Source organism: Ferribacterium limneticum, assembly GCF_020510625.1.
Classification (GTDB): domain Bacteria; phylum Pseudomonadota; class Gammaproteobacteria; order Burkholderiales; family Rhodocyclaceae; genus Azonexus; species Azonexus limneticus_A.
The window spans coordinates 2923148-2945264 of the sequence record NZ_CP075191.1 but is presented as its reverse complement, the minus strand read 5'-3'; the positions used below and the strand labels follow the sequence as shown (position 1 = coordinate 2945264).

The window sequence follows — 22117 nt, the reverse complement described above, 5'->3', positions numbered from 1 at the left end:
TTCCGCTCAGCGCCGCCCGCCCCAATACCCGGGCCGGCGGCGCTGGTGGGCGATGGCGCGGATCGTGATGGTTTCGGCTGTCGCCTGATAAACGATTGAGTATGGAAAATGACGCATCGGCAATATGCGCAAGCGCTGGGATACCGCGGTGCCGGCTTGGGGAAACTGAAGAAGCCGGCGGGCGCTGCTCTCGTAGTCGGCGACAAAAGCCGCAGCGATGCCAGGTGTGGCGTGTTGCAGGTAATAGGCCTGTGCCTCCTCAAGTTCTGCCTGCGCGGCATTGAGGACGATCAGTTTCATGCGGCGGCAGCGAGCTTGGCTTTGAGGCGGGCCATCGATTCGTCGAAATCGATGGCGCCCATTTCGCCACGATCGAACGCATCGCCCCGGCGCTCGGCCTCTTCGACCCAGGCGGCGAGGATTTCGTCGTCTTCGTCAAGGCTGACCAGCAGGCGTTCTGCCAGCTTTGCACGCTCGGCCTGCGTCAGTTGCAGGGCGGCCGCTTCGATATCTTCAAGGGGGGAATTGATCATGGTGAGAACCTCCGGTAAGGCTTGGGCAATGCTAACTCAAGCAAGTTGCCAAAGCCATCGGCGGGGATGAGCGATGGTAGCCGAACCGCTTGATCCCATTCCCCTTTCCGCGCTGCAGCACTGGTGCTACTGCCCGCGCCAGTGCGCGTTGATCCACATCGAGCAGGTCTTTGCAGAAAACCTCTACACCCAGCGCGGGCAGGCGCTGCACAAGCGGGTGGATGACCCGGGTTTTGAACTCCGCGATGGTCTGCGCGTGGAGCGGGCGCTGCCCTTGTTTAGCGACAGTCTCGGCCTGGTCGGCAAGGCCGATGTGGTGGAGTTCCTGCCCGATGGCACGCCTTACCCGGTGGAGTACAAGCACGGCTCCCGCCACAAGCGGGCGGATATTGCCGCCTGCGATGATGTTCAATTGGCGGCGCAGGCCATGTGCCTGGAGGAAATGTTTGGCCGACCGGTGCCGGAAGGCGCGCTGTATTACGCCTCCTCACGGCGGCGGCGCATTGTTGCGGTTGACCAGAATTTAAGGGCAAAAACGAAAGAAGCGATTGCCGGCGTGCGCAACATGCTGGCGGCCGGAGTGACGCCGCCGCCGTTGGCTGACGATCACTGCCGGGCCTGCTCGCTGCACGACCTTTGCCAGCCCGAGGCGCTGCATGCCGATGCCGGGCGGGCTGCAGCATTCGCCACCCTGTTCGAAGCGGAGGACTGAAATGCAGCTGTTGAACACCCTCTATGTGACGCTGCCGGAAAGCTACGTCCATCTCGATAACAACACGGTGCGTCTGGAGGTCGAGCATGAAACCCGCTTGCGCGTGCCGCTGCACCATCTGGGCGCCGTCGTTTGTTTTGGCCAGGTTTCGGTTTCCTTGCCCTTGATGCATCGCCTGGCCGAGGAAGGCGTCGCCCTCGTGCTGCTCGATGCCAACGGCCGATTCAAGGCGCGGCTGGAGGGGGCTGTCTCCGGCAACGTGCTGCTGCGCCAGGCGCAATACCGCTTGGCCGGCGATTCCTCGTTTGCCATTGGGGTGGCGCGCAACTGCATTGCCGGCAAGGTGCGCAATTGTCGGCAGGTACTCTTGCGCGGCGCCCGCGAGAGCAAGGCGGAGGATGATGCCGCCGTGCTTGCCCGCGGGGCCAACGATCTGGCGGCTTCGTTGCGCGCACTGCCAGCCGCCGGCGACCTCGATACCCTGCGCGGCATCGAAGGGGAGGCGGCGCGCCAGTATTTTGCTGCACTCAATTACCTCATTCGCCCGGCGGCACGGGAGGACTTCCGCATGGATGGGCGCACCCGTCGCCCCCCGCGTGACCGGGTCAATGCGCTGCTCTCTTTTCTCTATTCCCTGTTGATGAACGATTGCCGCTCGGCCATCGAAGCGGCTGGGCTCGATCCGCAGATCGGTTTCCTGCATGCCGTGCGACCGGGGCGCGCCGCCCTGGCGCTAGACCTGATGGAGGAATTCCGAAGTTTTGCCGACCGCCTGGCGCTTTCGCTGATCAATCGTGGGCAAATTGGTGCAGATGGTTTTGTCGAACGGGAAGGTGGCGCCGTGCTGCTCGAAGGCGATGCACGCAAGGCGGTGCTGGTCGCCTATCAGGAGCGCAAGCAGGAAGCACTCACTCACCCGCTGTTGGCCGAAACTGTTCCGTTCGGCTTGTTGCCGCATGTCCAGGCCCGCCTGCTGGCGCGCACGCTGCGCGGCGATACCGATCAATACCTGCCCTATCTGGTGCGCTGATGCTGGTTATCGTCTGCTACGACGTCAACACCGAAACCCGCGAAGGCCGTCGCCGCCTGCGCCGCGTTGCCAAGCTGTGCGAGGGTATCGGCCAACGGGTACAGAAATCCGTTTTCGAATGCCAGATCGACAGGGCGCAGTTCGAAGCTCTGGAACGCGACCTGATCGCCGAGATCAAGGCCGAAGAAGACAATCTCCGCTTCTACCGCATCGCCGAACTGCGCGGGTATGAGGTGCGAGAACACGGCTGCTTCCGGGCAACCGACTTCGACGCACCGTTGATCCTATGAGCTTGCGCGAACGTCGAGTGACCGGCATTTCCCCGGGAGGTTCGCGCGCGCTGCAAGAGGCTGAATTTTCTGTAGATTCAACTTCGATGTCGATTCAAGTAAGATGCTTTTCGCTCATGAGGCAGACGGTTCGCGCAACGCAGCCGTTTTTCCCTTTTGCTCTCGAAGGTTACGGGAGATGAGCATCGCCCCCCGGCAACGGGGGGCGTGGATTGAAACATTTAAAGCTCCTTAGATAATGAGGATTTATTGCGCATCGCCCCCCGGCAACGGGGGGCGTGGATTGAAACACCGATGGCCAGCATGGCCGGTGACAGGTCACCGAGCATCGCCCCCCGGCAACGGGGGGCGTGGATTGAAACGCGTTGAACGCATCAATCGACTTGTTCGCACCCTCGCATCGCCCCCCGGCAACGGGGGGCGTGGATTGAAACGCTGGTTTGGTCTTCTTGGCAGGTGTCGGCTTCTGCATCGCCCCCCGGCAACGGGGGGCGTGGATTGAAACATCCATTGTTACTTCGGTTAATGGAAATGTTGGGGCATCGCCCCCCGGCAACGGGGGGCGTGGATTGAAACGGCTGCTCGTGGCCGATGGATGCACAACAGGGTCTAGCATCGCCCCCCGGCAACGGGGGGCGTGGATTGAAACAGCGTATTCGCCACCTGATTGAAGAAATCAAGGAGCATCGCCCCCCGGCAACGGGGGGCGTGGATTGAAACAAGACTTGTTTGATTTCTTCTCTTCCAAAGCAAAGCATCGCCCCCCGGCAACGGGGGGCGTGGATTGAAACTATACCAAGCTCGATGAAATCAGCAGCAACCTAGTGCATCGCCCCCCGGCAACGGGGGGCGTGGATTGAAACTTTGCGCTGGCGTTCAATCCGGTTGATGGCCGGGGCATCGCCCCCCGGCAACGGGGGGCGTGGATTGAAACAGCGTCAGTTGCGTAAGAGTACGGACATTGATGCGCATCGCCCCCCGGCAACGGGGGGCGTGGATTGAAACAGGACGATGGGAAGCGCATCAACAGCCTTTGTCACGCATCGCCCCCCGGCAACGGGGGGCGTGGATTGAAACCTGACTACGCCTTCACGGACCAGCGGATCAAGGAAGCATCGCCCCCCGGCAACGGGGGGCGTGGATTGAAACCGGACGAAATGCTTACCCCGGAACACGTCGCCGCCTTGCATCGCCCCCCGGCAACGGGGGGCGTGGATTGAAACGGCAACTGTCAAGGCTTGCTTGACCGTTGCTGCCTGCGCATCGCCCCCCGGCAACGGGGGGCGTGGATTGAAACGGGTCAATCGTGATCGTTCCAGCGCCCCGGTTCCAGCATCGCCCCCCGGCAACGGGGGGCGTGGATTGAAACCAAAAGCATCGGAAACGCCAACGGTAGCGTCATGGCATCGCCCCCCGGCAACGGGGGGCGTGGATTGAAACTAGGACATTTCCCCCTTGATACCGTGGTCCTTTGGCATCGCCCCCCGGCAACGGGGGGCGTGGATTGAAACCATCGGGGGCTACCTCAAGAAAGGCGACTGGGAAGCATCGCCCCCCGGCAACGGGGGGCGTGGATTGAAACATCAAGTTGCCGCCCGATGGTTCGCCGGCGTCCGGCATCGCCCCCCGGCAACGGGGGGCGTGGATTGAAACATCGGTCGCGCCGTTGCCGAAACCCGCAGCGCCGTGCATCGCCCCCCGGCAACGGGGGGCGTGGATTGAAACGCGCCCTATCTGGCCCAGCTGCGCGCCGTCGAAGGCATCGCCCCCCGGCAACGGGGGGCGTGGATTGAAACTGCGGCAAGCATCTTTACCCAGCCAAGTGCGAGCGCATCGCCCCCCGGCAACGGGGGGCGTGGATTGAAACTCAGCATCGAACATCTTGGCGCCCCGCTGGCACATCGCATCGCCCCCCGGCAACGGGGGGCGTGGATTGAAACTCCATTATTGAGCCTCCAATTTGCGTTTCGCCCAAGCATCGCCCCCCGGCAACGGGGGGCGTGGATTGAAACGCGTACTCCTTGCCAATCGTGCCGCGCCCCATGCGCATCGCCCCCCGGCAACGGGGGGCGTGGATTGAAACCGATCGGCATACATCGGCCCGACCTGCGTCTCGCGCATCGCCCCCCGGCAACGGGGGGCGTGGATTGAAACAGCCGGGCAGGTGTCGGCGTTCCACAGGCTGGTGGGCATCGCCCCCCGGCAACGGGGGGCGTGGATTGAAACGTCGGCGGAGGCGAGGGCCTTACCTTGAATCAGGCATCGCCCCCCGGCAACGGGGGGCGTGGATTGAAACTCCGGCAAGGGCCGGCCGGGAAACTTTATCGCTACGCATCGCCCCCCGGCAACGGGGGGCGTGGATTGAAACCGCGACCTGCTGCTGTCGCGTTACTCAGCGTTACGCATCGCCCCCCGGCAACGGGGGGCGTGGATTGAAACTCGCCGACTACGCCATGCACGCCGATGTCTCGGGCGCATCGCCCCCCGGCAACGGGGGGCGTGGATTGAAACGGTCTGAACATGCGCAGCATGGGCTCCGACGCCGCGCATCGCCCCCCGGCAACGGGGGGCGTGGATTGAAACATGTTGCGGTATTCGCCGTTGGCTTCGCGGGTGCGCGCATCGCCCCCCGGCAACGGGGGGCGTGGATTGAAACTGCGCTCTTGACACCGGTATCCCCGCCAGATACGCGCATCGCCCCCCGGCAACGGGGGGCGTGGATTGAAACGCCTAAATCCACCCCTTTTGAACGCGCCTACTCGGGCATCGCCCCCCGGCAACGGGGGGCGTGGATTGAAACTATCATGGCTACTGCCAAATCTACTACCGATCTGAGCATCGCCCCCCGGCAACGGGGGGCGTGGATTGAAACATCAAGCTGCCACCGGACGGGGCACCGGCTTCGGAGCATCGCCCCCCGGCAACGGGGGGCGTGGATTGAAACGCCTTTTCCGGATCGGAAAAGCATGACGCCGAAGGCATCGCTCCCCGGCAACGGGGAGCGTGGATTGACACAGGCTGAATAAGCGCTGACGATGCCACGGCTTCGGAGTTGATGCGTCGAATTTCTGTGGCGTCATGATTCGAACTTCACTGAGCTGAATCAATAGCGCCTGATGTGTTTTTGGTATTCATGGCAAAGTGCGTTAGATTTCTTCTAATTGATTGAATTTTCAGGGCAGATTTTTTAGTTATCCCAAATGGCAAGTCATCATCTGCGTCGTCGCCTTTTGCTCTTGGCGGTCTTTTTGTGGACTGCGATGATCGGCTTTTCCGTTTTCTGGAATTTCCGCAATACCGAAGCGCAGATCATGAAGCTGGCCTACACCGAGGCCCAGGCTAACCTGAACAAGGATATTTCCTTCCGGCGCTGGGGGACGCTGCATGGCGGTGTTTACGTGCCGATCACCGAGACCCAGAAATCCATTCCGTGGCTGTCGCATGTTTCAGGGCGAGACGTGAAGACGACGGACGGGCAGCAGCTGACCTTGCTCAATCCGGCTTCGATGCTGCGCCAGATGATGGACTTGTATGCCGCCGATTACGGTGTGCGCGGTCGCATTATCGGTTTGCGCCAGCTGAACCCCGGCAATGCGCCGGATGCCTGGGAGAGTGAGCAGCTGGAGCGCTTCACGCGCGGCGAGGCGACCGAGGTCTGGGCCGTGACGGACATCGAGCGCAAGCCCCATTTGCGCTATCTGCGGGCAATGTTCATGGAGCCGGGCTGCGACAAGTGCCATGGCATCCTCGGCTACAAGACCGGCGACATGCGCGGGGCGACTGGCCTGAACCTGCCGCTGGCGCCCTATCTGGAGCAGGTGGCGAGTTCCAAGGTTGGCTTCGGGCTCACTCACCTTGTTATCTGGTTGCTTGGCCTGGCCGGCATCGCCTGGGGCAACTGGCTGGGCGCCAACTGGGCGAGGGCGCGCGATCAGGCGCAGGTGGCACTGGAAAACCATCGGGACCAGCTTGAGTCGCAGATTGCCGAACGTACCGCCGCGCTGTCCGATTCCATGCACGCCGCCGAGGCGGCGAATCGGGCCAAGAGCACCTTCCTGGCCAACATGAGCCATGAAATCCGTACGCCGCTCAATGCCATCACCGGCGTGCTCCATCTGATCCGACGCGAAGGCTTGCTGCCCGGGCAGGCGGAGCATCTGGACAAGATCGATACGGCCGGCCGGCATTTGCTCGACCTCATCAACGGCGTACTTGATCTGTCGAAAATCGAGGCGGGCAAGCTGGTGCTGGCCAGTTTGCCGCTGTCGATACCAATGCTGATCGGCAATCTGGTCTCCATGCAGCAAGAGCGCGCGGCGGCCAAACAACTGGCGCTGGCAACCGAGATTGACCCGGCGATTCCCGAACACCTGATCGGCGACAGCGTTCGCCTGCAGCAAGCCTTGCTCAATTACGTCAGCAATGCGCTCAAATTCACCGATGCCGGCGGTGTGATGCTGCGGGTCCGCCTGATCGAGCGCGACGGCGACGATGTCCTGCTGCGTTTCGAGGTCGAGGACAGTGGTGTCGGCATTGCCGCTGAAGATATGGCAACGCTGTTTTCGGAATTCGAGCAGATCGACAATTCACCGACCCGCTGCCATGGCGGTACCGGCCTTGGCCTGGCCATCACCCGCCGCTTTGCCCGGCTGATGGGGGGCGATGCCGGCGCCAGCAGCGAGCCCGGGCGGGGCAGTCTGTTCTGGTTTACGGCCCGGCTGCGCATTGACCATGCGCCCAAGCTGCCTTCCCCCGTCTTCGATGCCGGCGAGACCATGCGTCGACTGGCCGCGATCAGTCGCGGCAAACGACTGCTCTTGGTCGAGGACGACCTGCTCAACCGGGAAATTGCCCTCTCCATGCTCGAAGAGGTCGGGCTGGTGGCTGATATCGCCGGCGACGGTCAGCAGGCCGTCGCGGCAATTGGCAAACAGCACTACGACCTGGTCCTGATGGACATGCAGATGCCGGTCATGGATGGCCTGAGCGCAACACGGGCGATCCGGGCCATGCCGCAGTTCGCCTCACTGCCGATCATCGCCATGACCGCCAATGCCTTCGATGACGACCGCCAGCGCTGCCGGGATGCCGGCATGAACGACTTTGTCGCCAAACCGGTCGAGCCGGAACTGTTCTTCGCAGCCTTGCTGCGCTGTTTGTCGAAATAGCAGGAAAGGCGCCAGGCCAGGATTCCTGTGTTGTAGCGCCCTTGCTCACCCCGGAAAGCTGCAAATGGGAGCCAGGCATGGATGGCGTTGGGTCAGGCCCAAGCAAGCGAGCGCCTCTTCGGGGCAATGCTGTGCAGTTCATGGGAATATTCAGGAATTATTCGTGCCCTTGTCGGCGGGCACCCCTCAGATATTGCCCAAGCAACAAAAATTACCAAGGAGATCCTCGTGCCATCACAGCCCATTGAAATCGAAACAACCGCCGCGCCGCGCTTTGCCGTCATCTGGCTGCACGGGCTGGGGGCGGATGGGAGTGATTTTGTCCCGATCATCGACGAGCTTGGCTTGTCCGGTGCCGAAGGCATTCGCTTCATCTTTCCGCATGCACCTTATCGGGCCGTCACCTGCAACGGCGGCTACGAGATGCGCGCCTGGTACGACATCATTTCGCTGGAACCGACCAACCGGGAAATCGATGTCGCCGGTCTGCTCGAATCGCGCGCCACGGTCCGGCAATTGATCGCCCGGGAGGTCGAACGAGGCATCCCCGCCAAGCGCATCTTTCTGGCCGGATTTTCGCAGGGCGGCGCCGTCGCCTATCTGAGCGCGCTGACCCACGACACAAGGCTGGCCGGACTGATAGCGCTGTCGACCTACATCCCGGCACCGGAACTGCAGATCGAAGAAGCGAGCTCCGCCAATCGCCAGTTGCCCATTTACGCCGCCCACGGCATTCACGATGACGTCGTGTCGCTTGAACTCGGCAAAAAGGCGAAAGCCTTGCTGGATTCCAGTGGCTATCAAATTACCTGGGAAACCTACCCGATGCCCCACTCGGTTTGTCTGGAAGAAATCCAGGCGATTGGGGCATGGCTGCAAGCGCAGATGCGCGCCAAGGCCCAATAAGCCGAGGTGGCCAAAGGCGCCACAGCTGCATTTCGTTGAAGCAATAAGGAAAAAACATGGCTGTCAGAAAAATCCTCCGCATGGGGGAGCCGTTGCTGTTTGAAGTTGCAGAGCCAGTGACCGACTTCTCGGCGCCCGAATTGCGCCGGCTGATCGAGGATATGTTCGACACCATGCGTGCAGCCGGCGGCGTGGGTATCGCCGCGCCGCAAATTGGGGTCGGGCTGCAAGTGGTCATCTTCGGCTTCGAAAAAAGCGATCGCTACCCCAACGCGGAGGCGGTGCCCGAAACCGTGCTGATCAACCCGGTCATCACCCCGTTGGGTGAAGAGGAAACCCCGGGCTGGGAAGGCTGCCTCTCCGTGCCCGGCCTGAGAGGCGAAGTTCCGCGCTACGAGCGCATCCGCTATACCGGCTTCACGCCGGCAGGGGAGGCGATAGACCGAACCGTCGAAGGTTTCCACGCCCGGGTCGTCCAGCATGAGTGCGACCACCTGATCGGCCGCCTGTTTCCATCACGGGTTCGCGACTACACCCGTTTTGGTTTTACCGATGTGCTTTTCCCGGCGTTGGCTCGGTGAGGTGCGCTGGTTTGTTCAGCAGAAGGCAATCCCGCAGGCAATGCCCCGGCTTTGATTCTTCCTCTGTGCCGGCCAGCCCCGCGGAGCCGGTGAACCCGGACTCCGCTTGGGGCCTGAATTGATTATTCGGCGTAGAAGCCAACGCCAATCAGGCTACCGTTTTCGCGACGGATGAAAGTGCGCTTTTTCTCCACGGCGTTGGTCACCGGGTTGCGCCAGACGTAGTCGACGGTGCCTTCGCCCTTGGTTTTGGCCAGTTCCAGCATTTCCTTGATCAGCGGTTTGCCTTCGACGTCTTGCAGATCGCTGGCGTCGGTGCCGGTCCATTTCGGGTTCATGCCGTGGGCTTCGAATTTGCCGTTTTGCAGATTGACAGCAAAAACGTAGAGATCGTCATGGATGAAGCTGCCCTTCGGGTTGTTGAAGCTGGCGGCGGCTTTGCCGATACCGAGTTTCTTGACTTCGGCGCTGGCCGCGTTAAGCAGCTTGCGGGCGTCTTCGGCGTTTGAGCGCGGGGCGTAGTAGCCGACGCCAAGAATGTAGTCGCCTTCGCGGTGCAGCCAGGCCAGCTTGGGTTCGACGTGGTTGTGTTTGCGATTGAGCCAGACGTAGCGGATGCTGGCTTCGTCCTGTTTTTCGGTAACCGCGATCATCTGGCGGAAGAGTGGTGTGCCGGCGGCATCGACGGTATCGAGCACGTTCAGGCCGACCAGATCGATGGGGGCGGCGCCATTGGCGACGTAGGTGCCTTTGCGGTCGATGACGTAAACGTAGAGGTCTTTCTTGACGAACGGGCCGCTGCGATTGTTGAACGCTTTCCAGGATTTTTCCGGGCCGTTGGCCTTGAGGTATTTGACGGCCTGGTCAAACATAGCGCGGGCTTCACGCGGCGTTGAATGTTCGGCGGCGCAGGCCAGGGTGCTGGCAGCGAGCATCAGCAGGCCGGTCAGCGCGGTGCCGAGTTTGGATGGTTTCATGGTGGTCTCCGAGGTTCGTTGAAGGTTTTTGGTTCAGGCGCCAAGGGCGGGCTGGATTTCTACCAGCCCGTGTCGGGCTGCCAGGTGCAAGAGTTTGAAATCGCTATCGGCATCCAGCTTTTGCCGGATCAGCGAGAGGTAATTGAGGACTGTTTTCGGGCTGAGGTGCATCGAGTTGGCGATGCAGTTGGCTGATTCGCCGTGGGCCAGCATGCGCAGCACCTCGAATTCGCGCGGTGTCAGGTGGGCGAGAGCGCCATCGCCGTCGATGGCTTCTTCGGCCAGCACCTGGGCAATCTCCGGCGAAAAGACGCGTTTGCCGGCGGCAATGCGGCGGATGCCGTCGATTACGTCGCCGGGTTCGCAATACTTGGTCAGGTAGCCCTGGGCGCCACTGCGCAGGGCCTGTGTAATGTGGCCGGCGCCTTCGTGCATGGAAAGCACGAGCACCTTGAGGCCGGGGCAACGCGCCAGCATGCCGCGGATGGCTTCGATACCGCTGCTGCCGCGCAGGCTGAGATCGACCAGGGCGACGTCGGCGTCGGTGCGCAGGATGAGCGCGTTGGCCTCGTCGGCGCTGGCCGCTTCGCCGACTACCTGCAGGCCTGGCTCGGCGTCGAGCAGGCGGCGATAGCCATTGCGGACGACGGCGTGGTCGTCCACCAGAATGATTCGAATCGTCATTGCTCCTCCTGTTCTTTTTTTCGTCTCAACGGCAAGCATGCGTGCAGCCGCAGGCCCTTGCCGTCCTTGTGCTCGATCGTCAGGTTGCCACCTGCCATTTCCAGCCTTTCCTCCATGCCGAGCAAACCGCCCCGGCGGGCCGGGCCTGCCTCAGGCAGCCCCTTGCCGTCATCTTCCACGCTCACCTGCAGCATCCCCAGCACGACCTGAACCCTGATTCGGCAATGCAGCGCATCGCTGTGCCGCACAACGTTAGTCAGCGCTTCCTGAACCATGCGGTACAGCACCAGCGCTGCCGAATCGTCCAGCTCGGGCAGTTGCGCCGGGGTGTCCAGTGCAAATTCGATGCCCGACTCCCGTTGCTGCCAGCTTGTCACCAGTTCGCGCAGGGCGCTGGTCAGTCCCAGCGCATCCAGACCGTGCGGTCGCAGTCGCTTGAGCATGGCGCGCAACTGCTCGCCGCTGGTTTTGACGTCGCGCCGGAGATCCCGGGCGCAGTCAATGATGCTGGGCGGCTCGAGTCGCATCGCATTGCGTTCGAGAAAGGCGGCAGTGACGCCGATGGCCGTCAATGTTTGCCCCATGTCGTCATGCAATTCCCTTGCCAGAGTGTGTCGTTCCTCTTCCTGCACAGTAATCAACTGGCGGGCGAGCTGTTGCTGGGCGGCGCGTGATGCGGCGAGGGCTTCGGCCAGCGCATCAATGGCGTGTGCCACGCGGCGAAACTCGCGCAGCGCGAAGGGTGGCATGGCTGCGTCGGGCGCATTGTCGGCCAGGCGCTGCAAACCGGCTTCCAGTTCGCGTACCGGCGTCAGCGCCCGGTCGGCCGACCACCAGGCGACGAGCAGAGTTGCTCCAGAATAGAGCAACAGGGTGATGCAAAGTCGAACAGTGTCGCCCAGGCGCTCCTCGATTTCGGAGTTCGGGTTGGGGGCGATGTGCAGTGTTTGCTCGCCCAAACGGATGGTTTGCGCCGGTGTCGCGCTCGGGGCGATGCCGAGCAGGCCGGCGAGCCAGTGTGGCGCAGCGTCGGCCGCCGGCGCGGCCGGATCGAGGCGAATGCTCAGGTGGCGCAGGCGGGCGTCGCGCAGCACGGCTTCGAGTTCCGCCTGCTCGCCGGGCAGCGCGTTGCCGGCCTTGAGCAGGACGGCGACCAGCTGTTCGGAAGCGGCGACCTCGGCCTGAATATCGCCGCGCAGCGAATGCAGGTTGATCACTATGGCCATCAGCATGAGGCCGGCGAGAAGCCCGCCGAGCCAGATGACCAGCCGTTTTCGCAGATCCATGTTGCCACCCTGTTTTTATATGAAGCGACTCTCAGCAGGTTTCGTACCGACCTGATGCCAGTCCGGGAGTTTTTCCCGGTTTGGCGGTGAGCTTGTCCCGAGACTTGGGATAAAGACGCTTCCTATACTCGGTTCGCCTGTCGGGATAGATGGGCCGGCCCAATCTTTCGGGGGCATCACGAGACTACTTAGGAGACACACTAAAAAATGAAAGCAAACCGGTTCAATCCCCGCCAGACCCTCATTGCCGCACTGGTTGCGGCCAGCTTTTGCGCGCCGGCCATGGCCAGCAAGACGGTGAGCTGGGAAGACATTCTCAACGATGACAAATCCACCAGCGACGTGCTGTCCTACGGCCTCGGCCTGAAAGCCCAGCGCTTCAGCCCACTGACCAAGATCAATACCAAGAACGTCGATCACTTGGTGCCGGCCTGGAGCTTCTCCTTCGGCGGCGAAAAGCAGCGCGGCCAGGAAGCGCAGGCGCTGGTGCACGACGGCGTGATCTACGTGACCGCTTCGTACTCGCGCATCTTCGCCATCGATGCCCGCACCGGCAAACGCCTGTGGGAATACGAGGCCCGCCTGCCGGAAGATATCCGCCCCTGTTGCGACGTGATCAACCGTGGCGCCGCCATCTACGGCGACAAGGTCTACTTCGGCACGCTCGATGCGACCATCGTCGCGCTCAACAAGGACACCGGCAAGGTGGTCTGGAAGAAGAAGTTCGGCGACCACAAAATTGGCTACACGATGACCGGTGCGCCCTTTGTCGTGAAGGACGAAAAGAGCGGCAAGGTGCTGCTGGTGCACGGCTCGTCGGGTGACGAGTTCGGCGTCGTCGGCTACCTGTTCGCCCGCGATCCGGATACCGGTGAAGAAGTCTGGGCCCGCCCGATGGTCGAAGGCCACATGGGCCGCCTGAACGGCAAGGACAGCACGCCGACCGGCGACGCCAAGGCGCCAAGCTGGCCGGAAGGTCCGGATGGCAAGAAGGTCGATGCCTGGAACCACGGCGGCGGCGCCCCGTGGCAGACCGCGAGCTACGACGTGGACAAGAACATGGTGGTCATCGGCACCGGCAATCCGGCACCGTGGAACACCTGGCACCGGACCAAGGAAGGCGACGATCCGCGCAACTGGGACAGTCTGTTCACCTCCGGTCAGGCCTATGTCGATGCCAGCAATGGCGAACTCAAGGGCTTCTTCCAGCACACCCCGAACGATGCCTGGGACTTCTCCGGCAACAACTCGGTGGTCTTGTTCGAATACAAGGATCCGAAGACCGGCAAGCTGGTCAAGGCTTCGGCCCACGCCGACCGCAACGGTTACTTCTTCGTCACCGACCGCGAGAAACTGACCAACGGCGCCGGCTATCCCAACAAGCCGACTTCGCTGATCGGTGCCTGGCCGTTCGTCGAAGGCATCACCTGGGCGAAGAGCTGGAACCTGAAGACCGGCAAGCCGAACATCGTCGAAGGCCAGCATCCGCCGAAGCCGAAGGAGGGCGCCGACAAGGGCGAATCGATCTTCGTTTCGCCGCCGTTCCTCGGCGGCACCAACTGGATGCCGATGAGCTACAGCCAGCAGACCGAGCTGTTCTACATCCCGGCCAACCACTGGGCGATGGACTACTGGACCGAGAAGCTGACGTACAAGGCCGGCTCCGCCTACCTCGGTCAGGGTTTCCGCATCAAGCGTCTGTTCGACGACCACGTCGGCACCCTGCGCGCCATGGACCCGAAAACCGGCAAGATCGTCTGGGAACACAAGGAGAAATTCCCGCTCTGGGCCGGCACCATGACCACCGCCGGCGGCCTGTTGTTCACCGGTACCTCGGACGGCTACGTGAAAGCCTTCGATGCCAAGAACGGCAAGGAACTGTGGAAGTTCCAGACCGGCTCCGGCGTGGTTTCGGTGCCGATCACCTGGGAAATGGATGGCGAGCAATTTGTCGGCATCCAGTCCGGTTACGGCGGCGCCGTGCCGCTGTGGGGCGGCGACATGGCCGACCTGACCAAACAGGTGACGCAGGGTGGCTCGATGTGGGTGTTCAAGCTGCCGAAGTCGTTGAAGAACTAAGGAGGCGCTGAGTAGATAGTCATCCCCGCAGCCTCGACACACCCGGGACTCCGCTTCGCGGCGGGCGAGGCGGGGATCCGGTGCCTTGAGTCATATGGATTCCCGCCTGCGCGGGGGTGAGCAACGTTATTTTGCCTCTTGGCATGTTTTGGTCAGACGAATCATTCCCGCCGAAGAACGGATTCCCACGGTCTTCGGATGGCCCGCTGGCCGGGCTGGAACAGCGCTGCATGGACGCTGGCCCAGCCCGGGAATGACCCCGTCTGCCTCGATCTTTGAACGGCGACGATGCCCAGACATTTCATTTTTAGCCTTTTTTTCGCTTCGACCGTGGCATTCGCGGCGCCGCCGGAACCCTTCGAACCGCTGGTCATCAACGGTTGCGGCATCTGGCCGCATACCCGCTGTCCGGGGGCCGACCTGCGCCACGCCAATCTGGCCGGGCAGAACCTGGCCGGGGCCGATCTGAGTGGCGCCCAACTGGCCCGCGCCGATCTGCGCGGCGCCAACCTGGCCGGCGCCAATCTAGACGGGGCCGACCTCACGGCCGCGCGGCTCAACAAGGTCAGCGCCCCGACGGCGACCTTTCGTGGCGCCAAAATGGTCGGAGCCGATCTCGAATTCGCCCGCCTGTTTCGCACCGATTTCACCAATGCCGACCTGACCGCCGCCAATCTGGAAGCGGCCAAGGCCAATTTCGCCTGGTTCATCGGCGTCCGTCTCAACAACGCCAACCTCCAGGAGACCAAATTTTTCACCGTCAATTTCCGCAAAGCCGATCTGACCGGCATCTACCGCCGCTTCGCGGTATTCCAGGAAGCCGATTTCGAAGGCTGTACCAACTGCCCGACCGACTGGTGATGGCCATGAAAAAATTGCTCGCTACCGCATTTTTCAACAGGCATTCAATTGCCCGAGAAACAGGTCATTCCCGCGAAAGCGGGAATCCAGTGCAACCATGGACTCCCGCTTTCGCGGGAGTGGCGAATTTACTTGCCGGGTTAACGGCCGTGCTCTGCTCATCGCTCGCCTTGGCCAACGAAGTTGCCGTGGCGCCAGCTGTGTCGCCGGACGGCTTGCCGCCGCTGGGCGAAACCTGGCTGGCGGAAAACCCCTACCGAGGCAACCCGGCCGCCCTGGCCATCGGCCGCGATGCCTACAACCAGGCTTGCGCCCGCTGCCACGGCGCCGACGCCAGCACCAACGCCGCCCCGGCCCCCGATCTTCGCCAGCTCAACCGCTTCTGCAAGCGGACCAGCGACGCCGAACTGAACGCCGCGTGCATGCGCGACAACGACGCCTACTTCGCCAAAACCGTGCGCAACGGCAAGGTCATCGTCGGCGTCACCCACATGCCACCCTGGCAAGGCGTGCTCAAGCAGGAACTGGCCTGGGCGATTCAGGTCTTCTTCGAGTCGCGGGTGACTGGCCGGCGGGAGTGAGGCGCCGGGTTTGTCTCAGTACGTGTCGCTCTGCGGACTGTAGCGAGTGGCCGGCACCGTCCGCCCCGCGCTGTCGTCCTCCCGTCGCGGTGCGCCGACCACGGTATCGAGCGGGATGACGCCAGCCCAGACCGGCCAGTCCAGATCCTCGTCGTCATCCTTGACCCCGGCGTCGCGTACCTTGGCCGATGCCTCGGTCAGCGGAATGCGTAGCACGCTGGTCGCGTTCAGCTCCTTGTCGTTGATCGGGCGCAGCGTGTCCCAACGGCCGGGGTACAGGCCTTCGATCAGTGCCCGCAGGCTGCGCGCTTTCTCCGCTGGTTCGGTCACCAGCTCGAACTGGCCGTAGATCACCACCGAGCGGTAGTTCATCGAGTGGTGCATGGCCGAGCGGGCCAGCACCAGGCCGTCGGCCAGGGCGATCGTGAGGCAGGCCTCGCCCTCGGTCAGTGCCTTCAGCATGCGCGACGCCTTGGCGCCATGGATGTACAGGTGCTCGCCGTCGCGCCAATGGATGGTGGGAATGGCGTGCACCCCGCCGTCGATCTGGACGGCAACGCTGCAGATGACCGCAGCGTCGACGATGGCGTTGATGGCTTGGGCATCGTAGTCGGCGCGTTCTGGCTTGCGGCGGACGCGGGTGCGTGGGGAAGGGGCGATGGAGAGGGGCATGACGGCAAGGCTCCTGAAGGTGTCGATGGCCCCACTTTACTGAGCTAGTGGTACCTTTCGTAGTGCCACAAAACGAATGATTAATGGAGCCACGATGGAGCTGAACTGGTTGCTTGCCCCGCCTTTGCCGGAAACCATGCCGCGCCAGCGCGTTCTCTACCATCGCCTGCGCGAAGCCGTCCTGTCCGGCCGCCTGGCGCCCGGTACGCTGCTGCCGGCCAGCCGCAGCCTGGCGGCTTCGTTGAGAATCGCCCGCAACACCGTGTTGTTCGCCTATGAGCAATTGGTTGCCGAAGGTTGCCTGCTGGCGGATCGCCAAGGCACGCGCGTGGCGCTGCTGGCCACGCCGCCTGTCGCCTCGTCGAGGAGTGGGGATTCGTCCGCCGTGCCGCTGCAACTTTCCTCCCGGGCTGCGGCTGCCATGCAGCCAGAGCCGGCGCGTGAGGCGGCGGTGCTGCCGTTTGCCCCCGGCACGCCGGATTATGGTGTCTTTCCCTTCCGCAGCTGGCGTGCCTGCCTGGAGCGTGCTTGGTGCGATGCTGGGTGGCGCCAGCTCGGTTATGCCGCCCACGGCGGCGACCCGGCACTGCGCCAGGCGTTGGCCGGCCACCTCACGACGGTGCGCGGCCTGGCGGTAGATGCCGGACAAATCGTCATCACCAGCGGCACCCAGGCGGCGCTGGACCTTTGCGCCCGGCTACTGGGTGACCACGGCGATACCGTGTGGGCAGAGAACCCCGGCTATCTTGCGGCGCGCGTCGCGTTTGGCTTGGCCGGGCTGCGCGTGCATGACGTGCCGGTCGACAGCGAGGGGCTGGCCCCGGGCGAAGGCGACTGGCGCGGGCATCCGCCGCGCCTGATCATGATTACGCCTTCACACCAGTACCCGACCGGCTGCGTCATGTCGCTGCCGCGGCGCCTGGCCCTGATCGAGCGTGCCCGCCAGTCTGGCGCCTGGATCATCGAGGACGACTACGACAGCGAATTCCGCCGCGCCGGCCCGGCGCCACCCGCGCTGTTCGGTTTGCAGCCTGACGCCCCGGTCGTCTATGTCGGCACCTTCAGCAAGACCCTCTATCCAGGCCTGCGCCTTGGCTACCTGGTGCTGCCCCACGCCATCGCTGCCGATTTCGCCCGCGCCACCAGCCAAGCTACGCGTGCCGGGCAGGGTATTGAACAACGTGCGCTGGCCGATTTCATTCAACGCGGCTACTACACCGCCCATCTGCGCCGCATGCGCACCCACTATGCCACCCGGCAGACCGCCCTGCGCGCGGCCTTGAAGGCAGCATTCGAGCCGGCCGTGGAATTGTCCGGCGGCGAAGCCGGCTTGCATCTGGTGATGTGGTTGCCGCAGGCAATACGCGACACGGACGTCGTGGCACGAGCCGAGGCGTTGGGGCTGGGGGTGCGGGCACTGAGCAGCTACACCAGTGCACCGATGACCTGTAATGGTCTGGTGCTGGGGTATGGGAATCTGGATGACCGGATGCTTGCGGAGGGGGTGAGGCGATTGGTGTTGGCGGTCCGGTCGCAAAATTTTGCCGATGAAATCCCGCCGATGAAAAACGGCCCGCCTACCGCAGCAAACGAGCCGTTGGGTGAGGGCGGCGAACCGTCCCAGAGCGGCAAGGCAAGGTCATCCTCGGCGTCACCCGCATGCCGCCGTGGGAAGGCGTCTTGAAGCAGGAACTGGCCTGGGTGATTCAGGTCTTCTTCGAGTCGCGGGTGACTGGCCGGCGGGAGTGAGGCGCCGGGTTCGTCTTCAGTAACCGAACTTCGCGGCGCCGATGATTTCCTTTTGCCGGCCAAAACAGCTTTCCAGGCGCTTGCGTAGCGTCTCCGGGACGTCCTGCAGTTGGGCGTGCAGCCACCACTGGCCGTAAACAATGCCGGCCATTTCCTTGATGATCGCGCTGGCCTGATCGGCCGAAAGATCGAAATGGGCCGCCGACTGAACCGCAAGTTCGAGACTGGATTCCTGCGTTGTCCCGTCGATCGACAGCATCTGGTAGCCGAGATTGGTCAGTTGCGGGACGACGTCGAAGGCTGGCGACAGGACGTAACGGTCTTTTCCCGCCCAAAGCATGCCGTGGTTTTTCAGGTGGTCGTCGGTATTGTCGATGAGCAGGTTGAAGATCAGGCGGCGAAACAGTTCCTTGAGGTCGGCGCCCGGCCGCAAGCTGAGACGGCGGATGACGCGGGCAAATTCGACGTAGCTGCCGGCGCTCGATTCATAGGGAATATCAAGCAGGGCGCTGGCTGACAGGTAGTGCAGGCGCTGCTGTAAATTTTCGCCAAAACGGTCGAAGCGGCGCGACAGGAAGGCGTTTTCGCCGTGCCCGATCGGCATGGTCATAAACGGCGGTACCTGAATGCCACAGCGCATGGCGAGGCCGAGCGCTGCGGCTTCGAGCACCTGAACATCGAGCGGATCGCCGGCAGCGGGAAACTTGGCCAGCCACAGGGCGTGATCGTGCATGAACGACGCTTTGGGGCGCGCACCGCCCAGGCTGCCGCCGCGCAGCAGCAGGCGCTTGAGCGGCTGCGGAATTTTCATGTCGTATTGCAGGCGGCGCACGGCCTCGGCCAGTTGGCTCAGTTCGTCGTGCGGTTGTTCGGCTGGCGCCGGCATGTCGCGACTTTCGGAAAAAACCATGGCGCCGACTCGATCCTCATTGGTCAGCAACAGTTGTTCGCGCTGGCTCGGCAGGCGCCCGCCCAGTTCGTTGGCGAGCACACGCAGCCCCCAGGCATCGGGCAATGCGTCCTTGACGCTCAGTGGCAAGGCGCCACCTTCGCGCAGCAAACGCGCCGGCAAGCGGAAGGGTTCGCGTTGCAAAGGCAAGTGCAGCGGATTCAGCGCCAGCGCAGTGGGGCGTGCAAGGTAGCCCAGGCCGTAGGCCAGATGGCCGCTTTCCTGCAGATTGTTGCGTTCGAGCTTGAGCAGCGCTGCCGTCGTCGGCACTTCTTGCCCCGGCAGGTAAAGACCGACGTACAGGGAATTTTCAGAAATCCCGTTCGTCATCGCTGACCCCCTTCGCGACCGGCCGTGCGCGCTGGCTACGCTTGTTGCCGAGCATGCCGATTTCCAGCGGACTGAGTTGCTCCATATCCTCCAGGCGCCCGAACAACCATAGGGCATGGGCCAACAAACCCAGGCTGACTGTCGGCTTGCCGCTTTCCAGCGCGCGATAGGTGGTCGGCGAACAGAGCAGGCGCTCGGCGGCCTGTTCCAGCGTCATGTTCTGGGCAAGACGCCTGGCGCGCAGGCGCAGCCCAAGGTTCTTCAACATCACGAGCGATTCGGGTGGAAGGGCAATGATGCAGTTCGTTGAGCGCGGCATGGCTAATAAACTATCGATTAGATTATCTAATGGTCAGTTTATCACCCGTTTAGTGTTTTTGTTCCCAGCTTTTCCTGTCTCCATGCTCAATCGGGAAAATCGCCCAAAAATGAAAAAACGGCCCGGGTGCCGAAGCAGCCGAGCCGTGGGGAAGAGGGCGGCGAACCGCCCACAGGGAGTCGTTTAACCCTTGTGCAACTTGAAGACCCAGACCGAACCGCCCTGTTCGAGGAAGTTCACGCGCTTGGCGACGTCGCCGCCCCAGAGCGGCACGGCGCCGCCCCAGCCGGTTGTCACGGCGATCATCTGCTCGCCATCCTGTTCCCAGCTGACCGGCGGTGCAACGATGCCGGTGCCGGTCTGGAAGGACCACAGTTCCTTGCCGGTCTTGGCATCAACACCCTTCAGGAAGCCTTCCGGGGTGCCATAGAACACCAGGCCACCGGCGGTGGTCAGGACGCCACCCCACAGCGGGGCGTAGTTCTTGTTTTCCCAGACGATCTTGCCGGTCTGCGGGTCCATCGCGCGCAGCACGCCGATGTGGTCGTCGTGGATGGCCTTGATGGTGAAGCCGGCGCCCAGGTAGGCAGCGCCCTTCTTGTAGGAAACCGGCTCGTTCCAGATGTCCATCGACCACTCGTTGGCCGGCACGTAGAAGAGGCCGGTCTGCGGGCTGTAGGCCATCTGCTGCTGGTTCTTGCCGCCGAGGAAGGACGGGGCCGAGAAGACGACCTTGCCCTTCTTGCCGTCAGCACCTTGCGTCGGGTCACCCGGACGGCCTTCTTCGATGTAGTTCGGACGGCCGGTTTCGAGGTTGAAGCTGGTAGCCCAGGTGATTTTCTTGACGAAGGGGAAGGCGTTGATCAGCTTGCCGTTGGTGCGGTCGTTGACGAAGAAGAAGCCGTTACGGTCGGCCTTGCCGCCAGCCTTGATCAGCTTGCCCGTCTTCGGATCCTTGTAGTCGAAGGAGACGAATTCGTTCACGCCGTCGAAGTCCCAACCGTCGTGCGGGGTGTTCTGGTAATGCCAGGCGATCTTGCCGGTATCGGCGTCGATGGCGACGGTGGACGACGAGAAGAGATTGTCGCCCGGACGCAGGTGGCTGTTCCACGGCGCCGGGTTGCCGGTACCAGCGAAGATCAGGTTGGTTTCAGGATCGTAGGTGGCGCCGTTCCAGGTGGCTGCGCCGCCGGTCTGCCACAGATCGCCGGTCCACGTGGCGTTGGTGGTGCCGGAGATGCCGTTTTCGACCTTCTCGCCGTCCTTCCAGGCATAACCCATGTGGCCTTCAACGGTCGGACGGGTCCAGATCAGCTTGCCGGTCAGCGGGTCGCGGGCGTCGATGCGGCCGACGACACCGAATTCACCACCGGAAACGCCGGTGATCAGCTTGCCCTTGGCGATGATCGGGGCGGCGGTGGCGGAGTAGCCGGCGGCGTAGTCACCGAGCTTTTCCTTCCAGACGACCTTGCCGGTGTCCTGGTTCAGGGCCACCAGCTGGGCGTCCAGCGTGGCGAAGATGACCAGATTGTCGTAGAGAGCGGCGCCGCGGTTGATCACGTCGCAACACGGCATGATGCCGTCCGGCAGGCGGTGCTCGTACTTCCACAGCTTCTTGCCGGACTTGGCATCGACTGCAAACAGGCGGCTGTAGGAGGCGGTGACGAACATCTTGCCGTTGTGGATGACCGGCTGCGATTCCTGGCCGCGCTGCTTCTCGCCGCCGAAGGACATCGACCAGGCCGGGACCAGGTTCTTGACGGTCTTGGCGTTGATCTGGGTGGACGGGCTGAAGCGCTGGCCCTGGGTGCCGAGGCCGAAGCTGACGACGTCGCCGGTGGTCTTGGCATCGTTCAGGATGTCGGCGTCGGTAACGCCGGCCTGAGCCGGGCTGCCGGCCACGAAGGCGGCAGTAATCAGCGCAAGTGTGAGGGCACTCCGCTTGGGGGTATGACGGTGCATGGATTGTCTCCTTGGTTATCCAATGTTTTCTGGCCTGCTGGCCGCGCCGGGCGCGGGCATCAGACCGGACTGACACACCAGTGAGCCGCCTTCCATTCCCTGAATCGGCCCGCTGGCAGGGAACCCGTTCTGCAAGGGCTGTGCCATCCCCCGGCTGAATGCGGCTTTGGCCTGCTGGCCGGGGGCGGCAGGGGAAATCGGGTTTTGCCCCGGTTGAACAGTTGGCTGGGCGATGGCTGCTTCAAATGTCACCAGCTGCTCCAAAGTTGCACAGTCTGCTTGTTCAGTTCGTCCGGGTTTGTCCCGGCCTGGGCCGGGAAGGCTTGCCAATAGGCGATTTGCCGAATCTGCCCGGGGTTTGGCACGCGGCTTGCGAACCATTCTCGCCAACAGCCCGGTGGAAAACACCGAACGATTCGTCATCCCAGCGAAAGCGGGAATGACAAAC

The 22117-nt window shown here is 62.9% G+C and carries 18 protein-coding genes, 1 pseudogene and 1 CRISPR repeat array; of the genes and pseudogenes, 10 read left to right on the top strand and 9 right to left on the bottom strand.

Annotated elements, in window-relative coordinates:
- Nucleotides 1–6: 6 nt before the first annotated feature.
- Both KI617_RS14140 and KI617_RS14135 read right to left on the bottom strand, forming a co-directional pair.
- Complete coding sequence (locus tag KI617_RS14140; protein ID WP_226447299.1) at nucleotides 7–300, bottom strand: type II toxin-antitoxin system RelE/ParE family toxin; 294 nt, start codon at nucleotides 298–300, stop codon at nucleotides 7–9.
- The gene (locus KI617_RS14135; protein WP_226447297.1) at nucleotides 297–533 is read right to left on the bottom strand and encodes an addiction module protein; all 237 of its coding nucleotides are present in this window, start codon (nucleotides 531–533) and stop codon (nucleotides 297–299) included. The genes KI617_RS14140 and KI617_RS14135 overlap by 4 nt, the downstream gene beginning before the upstream one ends.
- A gap of 73 nt (nucleotides 534–606) precedes the next feature.
- On the opposite strand from KI617_RS14135, the gene cas4 reads away from it, so the two are divergent.
- The 6 genes from cas4 to def all read left to right on the top strand — a co-directional run bounded on the left by cas4 (nucleotide 607) and on the right by def (nucleotide 9220).
- Nucleotides 607–1245: a CRISPR-associated protein Cas4 gene (gene cas4 / locus KI617_RS14130; protein ID WP_226447295.1), complete on the top strand. Its 639-nt coding sequence runs from the start codon at nucleotides 607–609 to the stop codon at nucleotides 1243–1245.
- 1 nt (nucleotide 1246) lies between these two features.
- A complete protein-coding gene (cas1c, locus tag KI617_RS14125; protein WP_226447293.1) occupies nucleotides 1247–2275 on the top strand; it encodes a type I-C CRISPR-associated endonuclease Cas1c in 1029 nt (342 codons plus the stop codon).
- Entirely contained in the window at nucleotides 2275–2565 is a 291-nt protein-coding gene (gene cas2 / locus KI617_RS14120; RefSeq protein WP_226447291.1) for a CRISPR-associated endonuclease Cas2, read from the top strand. The genes cas1c and cas2 overlap by 1 nt, the downstream gene beginning before the upstream one ends.
- A gap of 182 nt (nucleotides 2566–2747) precedes the next feature.
- Nucleotides 2748–5580: a CRISPR direct-repeat array (repeat unit 37 nt; unit sequence GCATCGCCCCCCGGCAACGGGGGGCGTGGATTGAAAC).
- A gap of 245 nt (nucleotides 5581–5825) precedes the next feature.
- On the top strand, nucleotides 5826–7733 hold the full coding sequence (locus KI617_RS14115; RefSeq protein WP_226447289.1) for a response regulator: 1908 nt from the start codon (nucleotides 5826–5828) through the stop codon (nucleotides 7731–7733).
- Between the two features lie 228 nt (nucleotides 7734–7961).
- A complete protein-coding gene (locus KI617_RS14110; RefSeq protein ID WP_226447287.1) occupies nucleotides 7962–8639 on the top strand; it encodes an alpha/beta hydrolase in 678 nt (225 codons plus the stop codon).
- Between the two features lie 56 nt (nucleotides 8640–8695).
- Nucleotides 8696–9220, top strand: coding sequence for a peptide deformylase (def, locus tag KI617_RS14105; RefSeq protein WP_226447285.1), 525 nt, complete (start codon nucleotides 8696–8698; stop codon nucleotides 9218–9220).
- A gap of 122 nt (nucleotides 9221–9342) precedes the next feature.
- On the opposite strand, the gene KI617_RS14100 is transcribed toward def, so the two are convergent.
- From KI617_RS14100 to KI617_RS14090, 3 genes are read right to left on the bottom strand one after another with little or no spacing between them, the layout of a single operon-like run.
- A complete protein-coding gene (locus KI617_RS14100) occupies nucleotides 9343–10197 on the bottom strand; it encodes a cache domain-containing protein (protein WP_226447283.1) in 855 nt (284 codons plus the stop codon).
- Nucleotides 10198–10230: 33 nt separating this feature from the next.
- Nucleotides 10231–10881: a response regulator gene (locus KI617_RS14095; RefSeq protein WP_226447281.1), complete on the bottom strand. Its 651-nt coding sequence runs from the start codon at nucleotides 10879–10881 to the stop codon at nucleotides 10231–10233.
- Complete coding sequence (locus KI617_RS14090; RefSeq protein ID WP_226447279.1) at nucleotides 10878–12167, bottom strand: sensor histidine kinase; 1290 nt, start codon at nucleotides 12165–12167, stop codon at nucleotides 10878–10880. The genes KI617_RS14095 and KI617_RS14090 overlap by 4 nt, the downstream gene beginning before the upstream one ends.
- A 207-nt stretch (nucleotides 12168–12374) precedes the next feature.
- Between KI617_RS14090 and KI617_RS14085 the strand changes: the two genes are divergently transcribed.
- The 3 genes from KI617_RS14085 (at nucleotide 12375) to KI617_RS14075 (ending at nucleotide 15688) form a co-directional block, all read left to right on the top strand.
- The gene (locus KI617_RS14085) at nucleotides 12375–14246 is read left to right on the top strand and encodes a methanol/ethanol family PQQ-dependent dehydrogenase (RefSeq protein ID WP_226447277.1); all 1872 of its coding nucleotides are present in this window, start codon (nucleotides 12375–12377) and stop codon (nucleotides 14244–14246) included.
- A 330-nt stretch (nucleotides 14247–14576) separates the two neighbouring features.
- Nucleotides 14577–15107, top strand: coding sequence for a pentapeptide repeat-containing protein (locus KI617_RS14080; RefSeq protein WP_226447275.1), 531 nt, complete (start codon nucleotides 14577–14579; stop codon nucleotides 15105–15107).
- A gap of 149 nt (nucleotides 15108–15256) precedes the next feature.
- Nucleotides 15257–15688 carry a c-type cytochrome gene (locus KI617_RS14075; RefSeq protein ID WP_226447273.1) on the top strand — a complete coding sequence of 144 codons (432 nt, stop codon included), beginning with the start codon at nucleotides 15257–15259 and terminating at the stop codon, nucleotides 15686–15688.
- 15 nt (nucleotides 15689–15703) lie between these two features.
- Here the strand turns inward: KI617_RS14075 and KI617_RS14070 are convergent, their stop codons facing one another.
- The gene (locus KI617_RS14070; protein ID WP_226447271.1) at nucleotides 15704–16360 is read right to left on the bottom strand and encodes a pyridoxamine 5'-phosphate oxidase family protein; all 657 of its coding nucleotides are present in this window, start codon (nucleotides 16358–16360) and stop codon (nucleotides 15704–15706) included.
- Between the two features lie 94 nt (nucleotides 16361–16454).
- Between KI617_RS14070 and pdxR the strand changes: the two are divergent.
- Nucleotides 16455–17894, top strand: a pseudogene (gene pdxR, locus KI617_RS14065) (MocR-like pyridoxine biosynthesis transcription factor PdxR); the annotation flags it as partial.
- 231 nt (nucleotides 17895–18125) lie between these two features.
- Here the strand turns inward: pdxR and KI617_RS14060 are convergent.
- The 3 genes from KI617_RS14060 to KI617_RS14050 all read right to left on the bottom strand — a co-directional run bounded on the left by KI617_RS14060 (nucleotide 18126) and on the right by KI617_RS14050 (nucleotide 21669).
- Nucleotides 18126–19388, bottom strand: a complete 1263-nt coding sequence (locus KI617_RS14060) for a type II toxin-antitoxin system HipA family toxin (RefSeq protein WP_226447267.1) — start codon at nucleotides 19386–19388, stop codon at nucleotides 18126–18128.
- A complete protein-coding gene (locus KI617_RS14055) occupies nucleotides 19369–19656 on the bottom strand; it encodes a helix-turn-helix domain-containing protein (RefSeq protein ID WP_226447265.1) in 288 nt (95 codons plus the stop codon). The genes KI617_RS14060 and KI617_RS14055 overlap by 20 nt, the downstream gene beginning before the upstream one ends.
- 234 nt (nucleotides 19657–19890) lie before the next feature.
- On the bottom strand, nucleotides 19891–21669 hold the full coding sequence (locus tag KI617_RS14050) for a PQQ-dependent methanol/ethanol family dehydrogenase (RefSeq protein WP_226447264.1): 1779 nt from the start codon (nucleotides 21667–21669) through the stop codon (nucleotides 19891–19893).
- Nucleotides 21670–22117: the final 448 nt, after the last annotated feature.

Excerpts from the sequence above, each read along its gene's own strand:
- KI617_RS14070 (WP_226447271.1), bottom strand. The coding sequence starts at position 16,360 with ATGCCCCTCTCCATCGCCCCTTCCCCACGCACCCGCGTCCGCCGCAAG.
- KI617_RS14050 (WP_226447264.1), bottom strand. The coding sequence starts at position 21,669 with ATGCACCGTCATACCCCCAAGCGGAGTGCCCTCACACTTGCGCTGATT.
- KI617_RS14135 (WP_226447297.1), bottom strand. The coding sequence starts at position 533 with ATGATCAATTCCCCCCTTGAAGATATCGAAGCGGCCGCCCTGCAACTG.
- KI617_RS14115 (WP_226447289.1), top strand. The coding sequence starts at position 5,826 with ATGATCGGCTTTTCCGTTTTCTGGAATTTCCGCAATACCGAAGCGCAG.
- KI617_RS14060 (WP_226447267.1), bottom strand. The coding sequence starts at position 19,388 with ATGACGAACGGGATTTCTGAAAATTCCCTGTACGTCGGTCTTTACCTG.
- KI617_RS14100 (WP_226447283.1), bottom strand. The coding sequence starts at position 10,197 with ATGAAACCATCCAAACTCGGCACCGCGCTGACCGGCCTGCTGATGCTC.
- KI617_RS14095 (WP_226447281.1), bottom strand. The coding sequence starts at position 10,881 with ATGACGATTCGAATCATTCTGGTGGACGACCACGCCGTCGTCCGCAAT.
- cas4 (WP_226447295.1), top strand. The coding sequence starts at position 607 with ATGGTAGCCGAACCGCTTGATCCCATTCCCCTTTCCGCGCTGCAGCAC.
- def (WP_226447285.1), top strand. The coding sequence starts at position 8,696 with ATGGCTGTCAGAAAAATCCTCCGCATGGGGGAGCCGTTGCTGTTTGAA.
- cas1c (WP_226447293.1), top strand. The coding sequence starts at position 1,247 with ATGCAGCTGTTGAACACCCTCTATGTGACGCTGCCGGAAAGCTACGTC.
- cas2 (WP_226447291.1), top strand. The coding sequence starts at position 2,275 with ATGCTGGTTATCGTCTGCTACGACGTCAACACCGAAACCCGCGAAGGC.
- KI617_RS14055 (WP_226447265.1), bottom strand. The coding sequence starts at position 19,656 with ATGTTGAAGAACCTTGGGCTGCGCCTGCGCGCCAGGCGTCTTGCCCAG.
- KI617_RS14090 (WP_226447279.1), bottom strand. The coding sequence starts at position 12,167 with ATGGATCTGCGAAAACGGCTGGTCATCTGGCTCGGCGGGCTTCTCGCC.
- KI617_RS14140 (WP_226447299.1), bottom strand. The coding sequence starts at position 300 with ATGAAACTGATCGTCCTCAATGCCGCGCAGGCAGAACTTGAGGAGGCA.
- KI617_RS14085 (WP_226447277.1), top strand. The coding sequence starts at position 12,375 with ATGAAAGCAAACCGGTTCAATCCCCGCCAGACCCTCATTGCCGCACTG.